The sequence below is a fragment of the Phyllobacterium sp. CCNWLW183 genome (assembly GCF_037203775.1).
In the GTDB taxonomy this organism is placed as follows: Bacteria; Pseudomonadota; Alphaproteobacteria; order Rhizobiales; family Rhizobiaceae; genus Phyllobacterium; species Phyllobacterium ifriqiyense.
This window is the reverse complement of sequence record NZ_JBBCBN010000008.1, coordinates 171,887-184,725: the sequence shown is the minus strand read 5'-3', so window position 1 is coordinate 184,725 and position 12,839 is coordinate 171,887. Positions and strand designations below refer to the sequence as shown.

Sequence of the window (12,839 nt, the reverse complement as noted above, 5' to 3'; positions counted from 1 at the left end):
GAAGGAGGAAAGCATGAAGAAGACATGGAAAAAACCTGAAATGTGCCAGGTTGCTGCCGGCATGGAATTGACACGCTATTTGCCCGCAGAATTAAAGGCAAAGAAGTAGCAGCCGGCCGCCCCGCGCAAGATGCTCGCGCGGGGCGACGACTTCTGATTGAATGCAAGGCCGGATGAATTCTGGCAATGAGGAAATACAGCCTGATGCGATTAAAGATCATTGGTTCCGCAGCAGGTGGCGGTTTTCCCCAATGGAATTGCAATTACCGATTGAGCCGTGCTGCATGGAATGGCCAAGCCAATGTTCGCGCTCGGACCCAATCGAGTCTTGCCGCAAGTGCGAACGGAAATGATTGGATATTGTTCAATGCTTCTCCGGATATTCGCCAGCAAATTGCTGCAACGCCGGAACTGCAACCCAAGCCTGACGGCCCGCTGCGCTCGACACCCATCAGGGCTGTCGTACTGACAAATGCTGATGTCGATCATATTGCCGGGCTGCTGAGCATGCGCGAGCGTGAGCCGTTTGTGCTTTATGCTTCGCGCCGCGTTCTTGATGTTCTCGACAGTAATTCGATTTTCAAAGTTCTTGACCGGTCGATAGTGGAGCGGCGGGAGCTTGTGCTGAACAGGCAAACAACGATTGTCGGCACTGATGCAATGACGACGGGAATCACTGTCGAGACCTTTCCGGTGCCCGGGAAAGTAGCATTGTTTCTTGAAGATCCGGCATTGGGCGACAATAATTTCGGCACACAGGACGGCGACGCGGTCGGTCTGAAGATCTCATCGCCCGACGGCGCTGCGGCGTTTTACATTCCCGGCTGTGCCCGCATAGAAGAGTGTCTGAAAGCGAGGCTGACCAATGCGCAATGTCTGTTGTTCGATGGAACGGTCTTTACGGATGACGAGATGATCCGTGCAGGTGTCGGTGTAAAAACCGGAGCACGTATGGGGCATATCCACATCGCTGGAGACGATGGTTCCATGGCTGCGATCGGTGCGCTTGGGATCAGGAAGCGGATATATGTGCACATCAACAATACAAACCCGATTCTGGATGCCACTTCGCCCGAACATGCCGCTGTGGTGCGGGCCGGTTGGAAGGTTGCATTCGACGGTATGGAGATCCAGCTTTGAGCGAATTTGATGATGCGGCACGCAATGGCTTGTCACCCCGCGAACTGGAAGCCGTTCTCCGGGAGGTTGGCGCTGCCCGTTATCACAACAAGCACCCGTTTCACCATCAGATGACAGGCGGGGCCCTCACCAAGGGGCAGATGCAGGCGTGGGCGCTCAACCGTTACTCCTATCAGTCGGTTATTCCGCGCAAGGATGCAGCAATCCTCATGCGCTCCGAAGACCCGGAATTCCGGGCGCAATGGCGCAAGCGTATCGAAGATCATGACGGTGATGACGGTTGGAATGGCGGAATTGCGCGCTGGCTCAAGCTGGCAACGGGACTGGGCCTGGATGCAGACATGGTCAAGAGTGAGAGGAAAGTTTTGCCGGCTACACGATTTGCCGTTGGCGCATATCTTTCCTACTGCAGCAACAAAACGATGCTGGAGGCGGTCGCCTCATCGCTCACCGAATTGTTTTCACCCGTCATCATAACCGAACGCGTGCCCGCAATGCTGGCAAAGTATGACTATATAACAAAGGACATCCTGGCCTATTTCGACAAGCGTCCGGCGCTCGCCTCCCGCGATTCGGATTTCGCGCTGGCTTACGTGATGGAGCATGCCAATACTCCCGAAAAGCAGCAGGCAGTGATCAATGCTCTTGTATTCAAGTGTGATGTATTATGGACCATGCTTGATGCCCTGTCCCATGCCTACGGACAAAAGGGCAATATTCCCCCCGGCGCTTTCGTTCCGGAGGTATCATGAGTGAGGCCCGCATCCGTGCGATCGTATCACCGAAGTCGCGTCCAGCCCTGAAAAAGCATGCGAGGCTGCAGTACGATAAGGTGCGCGGTGCATGGGCTTTGCTGTCACCAGAACGGATATTCTGGCCCAACGAAGTCAGCCTTGACATTTTGCGGCTTTGCAACGGGCGCAATGAGGTTACGCAAATGATTGCCATCCTTGCAGACCAATACGGAGCGGATGAAACAGAGATCACTTTGGATGTAACGGGCTTCCTGCAGGAATGGTCCGACAAATTTTTGGTGGAGTTGTAATGGAACCTGTACTTCCCCCCATAGGTATGCTGGCAGAGCTTACCCATCGGTGTCCGTTGCAATGTGCATATTGCTCCAATCCTGTTGAGCTTCTCAAGGCTAACCGCGAAATGGATACCGGCGGCTGGATTTCACTCTTCGAGCAGGCCGCGGATCTCGGTGTGCTGCAGGTGCACCTTTCGGGCGGGGAGCCGACATTGCGGACCGATCTTGTGGAACTTGTCCGTTGCCTTGCCCGGCGGGGTGTATACACCAACCTCATTACCGCCGGTGTTGGAATCTCCGAAGGGCGCATTGAGGCGCTGGCCGAAGCCGGGCTCGATCATATACAGCTCAGCTTTCAGGGCGCGTTTGCCACCACGACGGAGAAAATCGGAAACGCTCGCGGGGCTCACGAGAAGAAAATTGAAACTGCCCGGCGCGTAAGGGCAACAGGGTTGCCGTTGACAATAAACGCCCCCATCCACCGTCATAACATGAACGAGGTGCCGGATTTTATTGATCTTGCGCTTGATCTTGGAGCCGAACGGCTGGAGATCGCCAATGTGCAATATGCAGGCTGGGCGCTCCTTAATCGCGATGCTCTCATGCCGCAGCGGGCTGCGGTAGAGCGCCAGGTGCTGATCGTTGAAGAAGCACAAGAGCGGTTGCGTGGCATAATGACCATTGATTTTGTCACACCCGATTACTTCGCCATCTACCCCAAACCCTGCATGGGCGGCTGGGCACGGGATGCTTTCATGGTTGCTCCGGATGGAACCGTCTTGCCATGCCATGCTGCCGCTACAATCAAGACCTTGCAGTTCGAGCGCTTTGGAGACAGGCCATTGAGTGAGATATGGCACGATTCTGCAGCGTTCAAAGCGTTTCGCGGTACAGACTGGATGCAGGAACCCTGCAGAAGCTGTGAGCGCAAGGAGATCGATTGGGGAGGGTGCCGCTGCCAAGCTATGGCCATTGCCGGTGATGCTGCTGCGAGCGATCCCGCATGCATCAAGTCGCCGTTCCATGATCGGATGGGAGCGTTGATCGACCAGGCCACCGGTAAGAAATCATCTGACGGCACATTTGCCTATCGCCGAATAGGGCGTATGAGTGAGCCTATGGTCTGATCAGGGCTCGGGTAATCGTCTTCGATAGTCCATAAAGACGCTGTTCGATGATGATGGGCACTTCGCAGACATAAGTCAGCGAATGCACCCGCTCGTCATAGATGCGTGTTTCCCATGTCAATCGTTGATCGAGTCGATCAAGTTCTTCTGGGTCCGTACCGGGCTTGGCGCGCAGCGCATCAACCTTGGAGGCTTCCCGGCGCAGATCAACCGCCATATCCCTCTGCTTTGCCGCATAACGGGAAATCCCCGCCATAACTTGGACGCGCTCACCGTTAAGCGTATCGAACAATCCCTGGAACAGCAGAAACATCTTGCTGTTGACCTCCTCCTGCGGGAGACTGTCGGCAAGTTCAGTGATCCGTTTCTGCGCATCCTCGAGCGGTAAACGCCGTGCTGCAAGCTCGCTGACCAGTTCCTGGATTTGCGAATCTGTATTCCATTTTGCCGCCGCTTCGGGGATATCCGGACCATCCCAGACCTGACCAATCGAAAGAGCAGGAACCTTGCGTTGAATGCAGGGCCAGCTTGGATCGTTATTGGCTGCAGCAAAAGCTGGAAATATGGACGCCGCACTGGCGCACAGGACGATCATGGCTCCCAAGGCAGTCCGGGTCATGTGTTGCCTCCTTCTTGTTTTTTGACAACAATGCCTCTTGAGGGGTCGTAGGCAATAATTGCTCCAGCGATGAAGAGAACTATAAAACAGCAAACGACAGCCAGAGACAGCCATTCGATCTGCCCGTAAAATGCAAAGCGGATTAATTCTACAGCGTAGGAGAAAGGGTTAAGCAGGCATATCTTGTAAAGAAGGGGGCTCGATTCCTGTACGCGCCAGAGCGGGTAAAGTGCGGATGAAGCGAAATACATCGGGAAGATCACGAAATTCATGATACCCGCAAAGTTTTCCAACTGCTTGACCAGGGAGGAAAGCAGCATGCCGAGAGCACCCAGCATCATTCCCGAGAGGAACAAGGCAGGCAAGATCAGAAAGTAACCCTGTACCGGCGCTTTCACATCCCACAGCCAGGCCACAAAAAGGAAAGCGTAAACCTGGATGATTGAAACCGCGACGCCAGCAAGCAATTTGGAAACCAGAAGGAACCAGCGCGGAAACGGGCTGACGAGCAGGGTACGCATATTGCCCATTTCACGGTCATAAACCATGGACAGCGATGACTGCATTCCGCTGAACAACAGGATCATCCCGCATAATCCCGGTGTGATATAAACCTCATAAAGTACGTAGGTCTGATAGGGTGGGATGATTGAGACACCCAGCACTTGACGAAACCCGGCCGCAAATATGAACAACCACAACAAGGGCCGCACCAGAGAGGAAACAAATCGCTCGCGCTGATTGAGATAGCGCAAGCCCTCGCGGACAAGAATGCCTTTCAGGCATGTTAGATATTGCACGGTGCCAAAACGATTGTGCGGAACATTGCCTGCTGTGGCCTGACTCATAATTGCCTCCCCGTATCGAGCGCCAGAACGCCTGTCAGCCGGGAAAAGGCCTCATTGATCGTCTGCGCTCCCGCATCCTTTACCACTTCGCCCACTGGTCCGTTCGCGACGAGCCTGCCCTGGTTGAGCACGATGATCTGATCGGCGTAGGCAACCTCATCGATGAGATGCGTAGCCCACAGCACGCTTATGTTCTTTTCCTGGACGAGCTTGCGAATGTCGGCAAGGATCGTTGCGCGGGATTTGATATCCAGGCCCACTGTTGCTTCATCGAGGAGAAGCAGGGAAGGTCGGTGGATCAATGCACGAATGATTTCCACTCGCCTTATCTGCCCACCCGAAAGACTGCGGGTCTTTTCATGCAGCCTGTCGCTCATATCGATGGACTGCATGAACTCGTGGATGCGCCGGTCTGCATCCCGCTTTCCTATCCCATGAAGCGAAGCGTGGTACGACAGGTTCTGGTATATGGAAAGATCAAGATCAAGCGTGCGCGCCTGAAACACAATACCCAAGCGCCGTAATGCATTGCCGGGTCTGCGGTCTATATCGTGGCCGAACACGTGGATGTGACCATGACGCGTTGCGTAAAGGTGGCTGATAAGGGAGAAAAGTGTGGTCTTGCCGGCGCCGTTCAATCCCAAAAGCACGGCAAAAGTACCAGGCGCTATCGAAAACGTGACATCGTCAAGCGCCTGGCGTTTACCATAGGAATAACTCACCGAAACCAGCTCGAGCGCCGGGACATCGGTTTCAGGCAAGGGTGTGCCGGGAGTGTGTTTCAGTCCGGCATTCGTAACCATCAAAATTCCCCCTGGTCGTGTGCAATTGCCTGTCACGGCTGCTATTTGATAGTTATTGTACCCTTCATGCCTTTGTCAGCAAGGTCGGGCACCGACCATGTATACTTGCCCGGACGCACAGCGGTAAACTGGACATTGATGGTGCCGGGCGCATCAAATTCCAGCCAGGCCGGGGCGCCGTTCATATGGACTTCAAGATCATTGATGACGATCTGGTTCATCCAGACATTCCTAAACAGATCGGTTGCAAACTTATATTCCAACCCTGCCGCGGACGTGATCTTCCAACGGTATCCCTGTCCTGCCACCAGCTCGAAATCCTTCTGGTTTACGGTAAACTCATCATCTTTTGAGCCAAGGATGAGCTCCGGCACGTTTTTGCTGGCGCGGGTCACGGCCGGCGCCTTGGCCTGCGTCTCCGTCTTCGGGGCAGCCTGTGCGTCATCGTCATCATCGTCATCGGCCTGTGCGAATGCCGGCGATTGAGCGATCAGAACACCAAAAAGTGCCGCCAATGCCAGTGTCTTGTAGTTGGTCATTTGTCTATCCTCCCTTGAAAGCTCATGTCAGTTCGGCGATACGGCAACGCCCCACGGCAATTGTCCGACCGTGACGGATTTGATCGGTTCGTCGGTCGCAGTGTCGATGAAGGTAATGTCATTCGATAGGCCATTTGTGCTGATGATCGTTTTGCCATCAGGCAGGAAGGCGAGCTGCCATACACGCTGGCCCACCAGTATATATTTTTCCACCTCGTAGGTTTGCGTGTTGATCACGGCAACACGATTGGCAGGGCCCAGTGCCACATAGGCTTTTTTGCCATCCGCGGCGATGCGTATGCCTACGGGCTGGATTTGCTCGGAGCGCAGGCCCTGCACTTCAAAGGTGATCTTGTGTTTGACTTCACGCGTGTTGTTATCGATCACCGAGACGGTGCCGCCGATTTCCGCCGAGACCCAGACCTCAGATCCGTCCGGTTTGAATTCGGCAAAGCGCGGGCGGGAATCCACCAGGACATTATCGGTGATTTCATGCGTCGAGGTATCGATGAAATGAGCCATGTTGGTGGTTTCAGAGGTGTTGACAATGGTTTTTCCGTCGGGACTGACCCCCATTCCTTCAGGTTCTACCCCCACCGGGATCTCGGCGATAACGGTTTTTCCTTCAATGTCGATCGCGGTCACCAGATTGTCATCCTCATTGGCAACGTAAAGCGTCTTGCCATCTGGTGACAGGACGAAAAGTTCAGGATCCGGCCCTGACGGCAAAGAACCAACAATCTCGTTGGTGGCAGCATCTATGATCTCGACTGTATCGTCGTCGCTGGCACACACGTAAATGAGTTTTCCGTCGTGAGATATTGTAATGCCGCGCGGCCTTTGTCCGACATTGATCGTCTTGACCACCTCCATGGTTTTGGAGTCAACGACGGTGACCGTATTGTCCTTTTCGTTAGACACGTAGACCATGTTTGCCCAGGCGGGCTGTATAAGAAACGGCATTGCTGCTGCGGCCGCAGCAAGCAGGCACATGTGTCGGTGCATTTTGTCCTCCCCTTGAAATTGCGTTGTGATTAAAGCCGGCACTTTGTCTCTGGCCGATCCACTCCCAGCGTGTCGAGTTCCGAAAACTGATGCAGAAACCCTTCCTGGGGCGATGTCGAGACAACTCCGTCAGCGTCGCCAATCAGGATTGGCTGCCTCAGCTGCCAGTTCCAGTCGCGGAAGCTGAGCTTTTGTCCCTTGAAGGCTGCAATCGAAAAATCCTGCGATTTAAGGTAATCCTCAACCTGTTTTGGGTCGTTGGATTTGACGCGCGTTGTTGCCTCGCCAAGAATGCGTACAGCGGTCCAGGCCTGCATGTCTTTGGAAAGCATCCGGCGGCCGATCGTTTTGTTGAAGCGGTTCTGGATCTGGGTTCCGCCCCATTGTTCGCTGGCCGGATGCCAGCTGGACGCGATCAGACCGGCCGTTCCGGCGACGGGTCGGGGTGTCCATGTGCGATAGGGAACATAGCTGCCGAAAACTTCGCTTTCGTCTGCGACGATGACAACATCATGCTCCGGTAGGTTCTGGGTGAAGACCGGCATCTGCTTTTGCACCTGCACGATACCACTGTCGGTTCTGCGGGCAGTCCCCTTATCTTCGTATATGCGCTCTTCAACGATGGTTGCGCCAAATCGTGTGGCTGCCCGTCGTACTGCTTGCGCATAAAGCCCGTCCCGTTCATGGGAGCCATAAAGCAGAACCCATTTGCGCCATTGTTTCCACACCAGATATTGCGCCAGTCCATCGGCCAACATTGTCCGTGTGGGCGCTGTGTGAAAAATATCGGCGCGGCATTCCTCCTCGCGCAGGATATCGTCCGTTGCGCCAACATTGAACAGGACGACACCCGCTTCTTTTGCAATGTCCGCAACGGACAATAGTTGCTTTGCGGAAATGTCGGTCAGGATGAAACGGTCACCCCGGCTCACCATCTGCCTGAATGCGGGGACCACATCGGCATCGAACTTTGTTTCCAAGACGTCCAGCACAAAGCTTTGGCCAAGAAATTTCCCCGTCGTGTTGTTGTCGTTGACAGCGACATTCGCACCGGCAACCCCTTCGTCATGGGGTGGAACATTCAGGACCGAAAGCGCCAGTTGCGGCTCATAAGCGCGCAGATAGCCAATCCGGGTTTCCATGACGGGCTTTGCTGCCTTGTTTGTCAAGGAACTTTGAGCGTATGGCTCACAGACGTTGACGAACTGCAAAAAAAAGCCGAATAAAAACGTGAGAGTGATTGGCACCGTACTCTTCATAACCATACCATTCATACATGCCGCCATTCATGTGATGGCGGTTGATCAAGAACAGAGGTGCCCAAAAATGGTTGTAAACAACCCCGCTATAATCTCAACCCTTGATGTCAGCTTTTCTTTCAAAACAGACGGATTTCGTCGTGCCCGGGGTGTGCTGTGATGGCAAGAATGTTGGCCAGCGTTCAGAACCGCGAGGAAGCCGAACTTGTCTTCCAGAGCGGGGCGGATATCATCGACCTGAAGAATCCGGCAAATGGGGCGCTTGGTGCCGTTGATCCCGCCAAAGTATTGGAAGTTATTGATTTTGTTGATGGGAGGTGCGCAGTGAGCGCCGCCTGCGGCGACCTTCCGATGGACCCTGAAATCATCAGGGCGACGGCCGAGCGTTTTGCTGCCACGGGTGCCGACTATATCAAGATCGGCTTTTTTCCGTCTACGAATTTGAGTCGTTGCATGGAGGCACTGAGATCTCTTGCTACACACAATAAATTGATCGGCGTATTGTTTGCCGACTACAAGGACAAATATGGCAGTGACCTGTTTGACCGGCTAAAGGCAAATGGCTTCCACGGTGTAATGATTGATACCGCAGACAAGTCCAAGGGACGTTTGCTCGCTCATATGGCGCCCGACCAGATCGGCAATTTTATCACGGAAGGCCAGGCGCGCGGATTGATGGTCGGAGTGGCGGGATCGCTCGAAGCTCCGGACGTTCCCAGGCTTCTGGCTTATAGTCCGGACTATCTCGGTTTTCGCGGCGCGCTGTGTTCGGGGCGTGACCGCACTGCGGCCATCGATCTTCGTGCCGCAATAAAAATACGCGGCCTCATTCCCGCCGTGCAGGAGAACGGGCCGCTGGCCAGGGTCGACTACAAGCTGCTGGCTGCCCGGGGATATTATCCCGATCCCGCACAGGCTGGACTTGGCACCGACAAGATATTCGTTCGTGCCTTTGTCCTGCCTGTGCAGATCGGGGCATACAGCTTCGAGCACGGGAAATCCCAAAATGTCAGTTTTGATGTCACGGCTGATGTTTTGCGTGTAACCCGCAACCCCGAAGATATGCGTCATGTTGTATCCTACGACCTGATCATGGACGGGATTCGCGCTATTGTGGGCCGTGGACATGTGGAATTGGTGGAAACGCTTGCAGAGCAGATCGCTTCCTTCATTCTTGAAAATCCGCGGGTTACCCAGGTCACGGTGCGTGCGGAAAAACTTGAACTGGGCGCCGGGGGCGTCGGCGTGGAAATCGAGCGCAAAAATGAAATAAAAGCCTCGTTGGTCAAGCCGAGGGGCGCTCCTGTCCAGATCGGGCACAAATCGCCATGAAACCTGCCATCGTGAAACTTGGGGGGAGCACGGCCGGCGAAACGCAGATGCAGCATTGGATCGATGCCATCGTAAATGCGGCATTTCCGGTCGTTATCGTGCCGGGTGGCGGACCATTTGCCGACCAGGTGCGGATATCGCAGCGCCGGCTCGATTACTCCGATCAGGCGGCCCATGCCATGGCGATCCTTGCCATGGACCAATTTGGTATTGCCATTGCGGAACGTCATCCCAGCCTGCGTATGGCGCGCACAGTTCACGAAATCGAGGCATTCCTCTATATGGGGCACACGCCGGTGTGGCTTCCCTCGACGATGACGATCGGCGCTGCCGATATTCCCTGTTCGTGGGATATCACCTCGGATAGTCTATCTGCCTGGCTGGCTGGCCTCTTGAGCGCTGACGATATGCTTCTCATTAAGCAGACGGATGAGTATCAGCATTTTTCAACGCTCGAGGAGCTTGCGGGGGCCGGTATTGTCGATGGCATGTTGACGGCCATGCTCACCGGCGATATCCGCGTTCATATTGTGGGCCCGCAAATCATGAATTGGCTCGATTTGCCGTTGACGAAGATACCGGGCAGTTTAATCCTGCAGGACAGACAAATTGAAGCGATGAGCCTGCGATGACCCGACTGCATACACCGCGCTGGGCTTGGGCGCTGACAGGCTCAGGACATTTCTTCATCGAGAGTTTCGAACTGATCCGCACCCTCAGACATTGCGATGTCTTTGTCTCAAAGGCGGCCAATGAAGTGTTGCGCATGTATAAACTTGAACTGGACTTTCCCGCCACGACGCGCGTTCTCCACGACAAGACTGCAAGTTCCGTACCCGTCGGCGGCTTTTATTCGGGTGTGTATCATACGGCGGTCATTGCCCCGGCAACCTCGAACACTGTGGCAAAGTGCGTGGCCGGGATATCGGATTCGCTGCCGACCAACGTATACGCGCAAGCGGGAAAATGCCGGATACCCAGTATCGTTTTCGCCTGTGATACTGCGCCTGAACTTGAAACGATGGCCCCCGGCGGCATGGTAAAGGTCTATCCCAGACCCATCGATCTTGAGAATACGGGAAAACTCAAGCACTACGAACGGACGCTGGTTGTGGAATCCCTGGCCGAGCTGGTGGAGGTGATCGAACGCCGTCAAAGCGAGCTTGGTGGTGATGAGTGAACACCTGATTTTCGTTACCGGGCATCTGGCTCATGCAAGACTGGAGCGCATTCTTGCGGGCATCGATACGTCTGCCTTCACTTATGAGATCGTAGATATAGGGGTCAAGGTTGCCGCCCTGATGACCGAAGATATCATCGTGCGGCGCCTGAAAATGCCGATCAAAGCCGACCGCATTATTCTTCCGGGCCGCTATCGCGGCAAGCTTGACAGTTTGAGCCAGCACTACGGCATCGCGTTCATGCGCGGTCCCGATGAAGTCGCCGATCTGCCGGCCTTTCTCGGGCGGGCAGGAAAACCGGTGGATTTATCCGGCCACGACATGCGGATATTTGCTGAAATAGTCGATGCATCATCGCTTTCCCTGGATGAACTTATGCGGCGGGCAATGCAGTTGGCCGATGCCGGTGCCGATGTGATTGATCTGGGCTGCCTGCCTGAAACACCCTTTCCGCATCTTGCCGGTGCCGTGCGCAGCCTGAAGAAAAAAGGCCTGTCCGTCAGTGTTGATTCAGCCAATGTTGAAGAATTGGAGACGGGCGCGGCGGCCGGGGCTGATTTTCTTCTCAGCTTGAACGAACATACCCTGCAACTGGCAACCAGATATCCCGTTACGCCGGTTCTCGTTCCCGCCGATGCTGGCGATCTTGACTCTCTTGGCAGGGCAATCACGGCTGCGCAAGCCGCAAAGATCAGCTTCATTGCTGATCCCGTGCTCGACCCAATTCACTTCGGTTTCAGCCAGTCGATCGGGCGGTTTTTGGAGGCGCGCCGCCGCTGGCCCACCATTCCCATGATGATGGGTACAGGCAATCTTACCGAACTTACCGATGCCGATTCATCCGGTGTCACCGCTCTGCTTGCAGGAATCTGTTCGGAGCTTTCGATCGGCAATGTACTGGTGGTCAATGTCAGCCCGCATACCGTCCGTACCGTCGAGGAGCATGATCGCGCCCGCCGTATCATGTTCGCGGCCAAACAGGATCATTCCCTGCCTCGCGGTTATGATGCCGGGCTGCTGCAGGTGCATGACCGCAAACCCTATCCCAGCAGTGTACAGGATATTGCCACCCTGGCTGCTGATGTGCGCGATGCCAATTTCCGGATCATGACGGCGCCTGATGGTGTGCATGTGTTCAATTCCAAGGGGCACAGCGTGGAACAGGATGCATTCGAGTTTTTCCCCGCTCTGGGCGTTGAGGCAGATGGCGCGCATGCGTTTTATCTGGGAGCGGAATTAACAAAGGCCGAGATCGCATGGAAACTTGGCAAGCGCTATAGTCAGGACGAACCACTTGAATGGGGTGTCGGCACACCGGTCAAACCAAAAGATCGCCTCAGGCTGGCGGAAGCGGGACATACGCTTCGTGGAAAAAAGGACAAGACGACTTGACCTATATCAGGGAAACAATCGTCACAACCATGAGTGGCGACGGCATTATCCACATTGCGCCGCTGGGCATTATCCAGCATGGTCAAGGCTGGATAATAGCACCGTTCCGACCCTCAAAAACCCTGGAAAACCTGGCGGCCGTGCCTTTTGCCATAGCCAACTACACCGATGACATGAGAATTTTCGCCGGTTGTCTTACCGGCCGCAAGGATTGGCCGACGGTCCCGATAGATGATTGTCCCGTTCCCAGACTTAAGTCAGCCCTAAGCCACTCTGTCCTCGAAGTGGTTTCCGTTGAAAATGATGAATTGCGGCCCCGGCATATCTGCAAGGTTATATCAGAGGCGATACATGCTCCCTATACGGGGCTGAACCGTGCCAAGGCGGCGGTTCTGGAGCTTGCCATTCTGGTCAGCCGCCTGCAAATGCTACCGCCCGAAAAGGTTGCCGCAGAGATAGACTATCTGAAAATCGCTATCGAAAAAACCGCGGGTCCGGACGAGCTTGAGGCATGGTCATGGCTCATGCAAAAAGTCACGGATCAGCAACCGGCAAGTTAATGGC

At 54.7% G+C, this 12,839-nt stretch carries 16 protein-coding genes; 10 read left to right on the top strand and 6 right to left on the bottom strand.

Annotated elements, in window-relative coordinates:
- The first annotated feature begins 13 nt into the window (after positions 1–13).
- From V9K95_RS18595 to pqqE, 5 genes are all read left to right on the top strand, one after another.
- Positions 14–109, top strand: coding sequence for a pyrroloquinoline quinone precursor peptide PqqA (locus V9K95_RS18595; RefSeq protein ID WP_115053909.1), 96 nt, complete (start codon positions 14–16; stop codon positions 107–109).
- Positions 110–204: 95 nt separating this feature from the next.
- Positions 205–1,140, top strand: coding sequence for a pyrroloquinoline quinone biosynthesis protein PqqB (pqqB, locus tag V9K95_RS18590; protein ID WP_336441640.1), 936 nt, complete (start codon positions 205–207; stop codon positions 1,138–1,140).
- Positions 1,137–1,892, top strand: a complete 756-nt coding sequence (pqqC, locus tag V9K95_RS18585) for a pyrroloquinoline-quinone synthase PqqC (protein ID WP_336441641.1) — start codon at positions 1,137–1,139, stop codon at positions 1,890–1,892. The genes pqqB and pqqC overlap by 4 nt, the downstream gene beginning before the upstream one ends.
- Positions 1,889–2,185, top strand: coding sequence for a pyrroloquinoline quinone biosynthesis peptide chaperone PqqD (gene pqqD / locus V9K95_RS18580; RefSeq protein WP_336441642.1), 297 nt, complete (start codon positions 1,889–1,891; stop codon positions 2,183–2,185). Before pqqC ends, pqqD begins: the two co-directional genes overlap by 4 nt.
- Entirely contained in the window at positions 2,185–3,297 is a 1,113-nt protein-coding gene (gene pqqE, locus V9K95_RS18575) for a pyrroloquinoline quinone biosynthesis protein PqqE (protein ID WP_336441643.1), read from the top strand. The genes pqqD and pqqE overlap by 1 nt, the downstream gene beginning before the upstream one ends.
- Here pqqE and V9K95_RS18570 read toward each other — a convergent pair.
- Genes V9K95_RS18570 through V9K95_RS18545 form a run of 6 tightly spaced genes read right to left on the bottom strand, consistent with a single transcriptional unit; the run spans position 3,287 to position 8,370 of the window.
- Positions 3,287–3,916: a hypothetical protein gene (locus V9K95_RS18570; protein WP_336441644.1), complete on the bottom strand. Its 630-nt coding sequence runs from the start codon at positions 3,914–3,916 to the stop codon at positions 3,287–3,289. The genes pqqE and V9K95_RS18570 overlap by 11 nt on opposite strands.
- Positions 3,913–4,764: an ABC transporter permease gene (locus V9K95_RS18565; RefSeq protein ID WP_336441645.1), complete on the bottom strand. Its 852-nt coding sequence runs from the start codon at positions 4,762–4,764 to the stop codon at positions 3,913–3,915. The genes V9K95_RS18570 and V9K95_RS18565 overlap by 4 nt, the downstream gene beginning before the upstream one ends.
- A complete protein-coding gene (locus V9K95_RS18560; RefSeq protein ID WP_336441646.1) occupies positions 4,761–5,567 on the bottom strand; it encodes an ABC transporter ATP-binding protein in 807 nt (268 codons plus the stop codon). The genes V9K95_RS18565 and V9K95_RS18560 overlap by 4 nt, the downstream gene beginning before the upstream one ends.
- Before the next feature lie 41 nt (positions 5,568–5,608).
- Complete coding sequence (locus V9K95_RS18555; RefSeq protein ID WP_115053901.1) at positions 5,609–6,106, bottom strand: hypothetical protein; 498 nt, start codon at positions 6,104–6,106, stop codon at positions 5,609–5,611.
- 27 nt (positions 6,107–6,133) lie between these two features.
- Positions 6,134–7,111 (bottom strand): YVTN family beta-propeller repeat protein, encoded by a 978-nt coding sequence (locus V9K95_RS18550; RefSeq protein ID WP_442958583.1) that lies wholly within the window; start codon positions 7,109–7,111, stop codon positions 6,134–6,136.
- Between the two features lie 29 nt (positions 7,112–7,140).
- Positions 7,141–8,370, bottom strand: coding sequence for an ABC transporter substrate-binding protein (locus V9K95_RS18545; RefSeq protein ID WP_442958588.1), 1,230 nt, complete (start codon positions 8,368–8,370; stop codon positions 7,141–7,143).
- A 159-nt stretch (positions 8,371–8,529) separates the two neighbouring features.
- Here V9K95_RS18545 and V9K95_RS18540 point away from each other — a divergent pair, with 159 nt between their 5' ends.
- From V9K95_RS18540 to V9K95_RS18520, 5 genes are read left to right on the top strand one after another with little or no spacing between them, the layout of a single operon-like run.
- Positions 8,530–9,702 (top strand): (5-formylfuran-3-yl)methyl phosphate synthase, encoded by a 1,173-nt coding sequence (locus tag V9K95_RS18540; RefSeq protein ID WP_336441647.1) that lies wholly within the window; start codon positions 8,530–8,532, stop codon positions 9,700–9,702.
- Complete coding sequence (locus V9K95_RS18535) at positions 9,699–10,334, top strand: amino acid kinase family protein (RefSeq protein WP_336441648.1); 636 nt, start codon at positions 9,699–9,701, stop codon at positions 10,332–10,334. Before V9K95_RS18540 ends, V9K95_RS18535 begins: the two co-directional genes overlap by 4 nt.
- The gene (locus tag V9K95_RS18530; RefSeq protein WP_336441649.1) at positions 10,331–10,882 is read left to right on the top strand and encodes a flavoprotein; all 552 of its coding nucleotides are present in this window, start codon (positions 10,331–10,333) and stop codon (positions 10,880–10,882) included. The genes V9K95_RS18535 and V9K95_RS18530 overlap by 4 nt, the downstream gene beginning before the upstream one ends.
- Entirely contained in the window at positions 10,875–12,275 is a 1,401-nt protein-coding gene (locus V9K95_RS18525) for a DUF6513 domain-containing protein (protein ID WP_336441650.1), read from the top strand. The genes V9K95_RS18530 and V9K95_RS18525 overlap by 8 nt, the downstream gene beginning before the upstream one ends.
- On the top strand, positions 12,272–12,835 hold the full coding sequence (locus tag V9K95_RS18520; protein ID WP_336441651.1) for a DUF447 domain-containing protein: 564 nt from the start codon (positions 12,272–12,274) through the stop codon (positions 12,833–12,835). Before V9K95_RS18525 ends, V9K95_RS18520 begins: the two co-directional genes overlap by 4 nt.
- Positions 12,836–12,839: the final 4 nt, after the last annotated feature.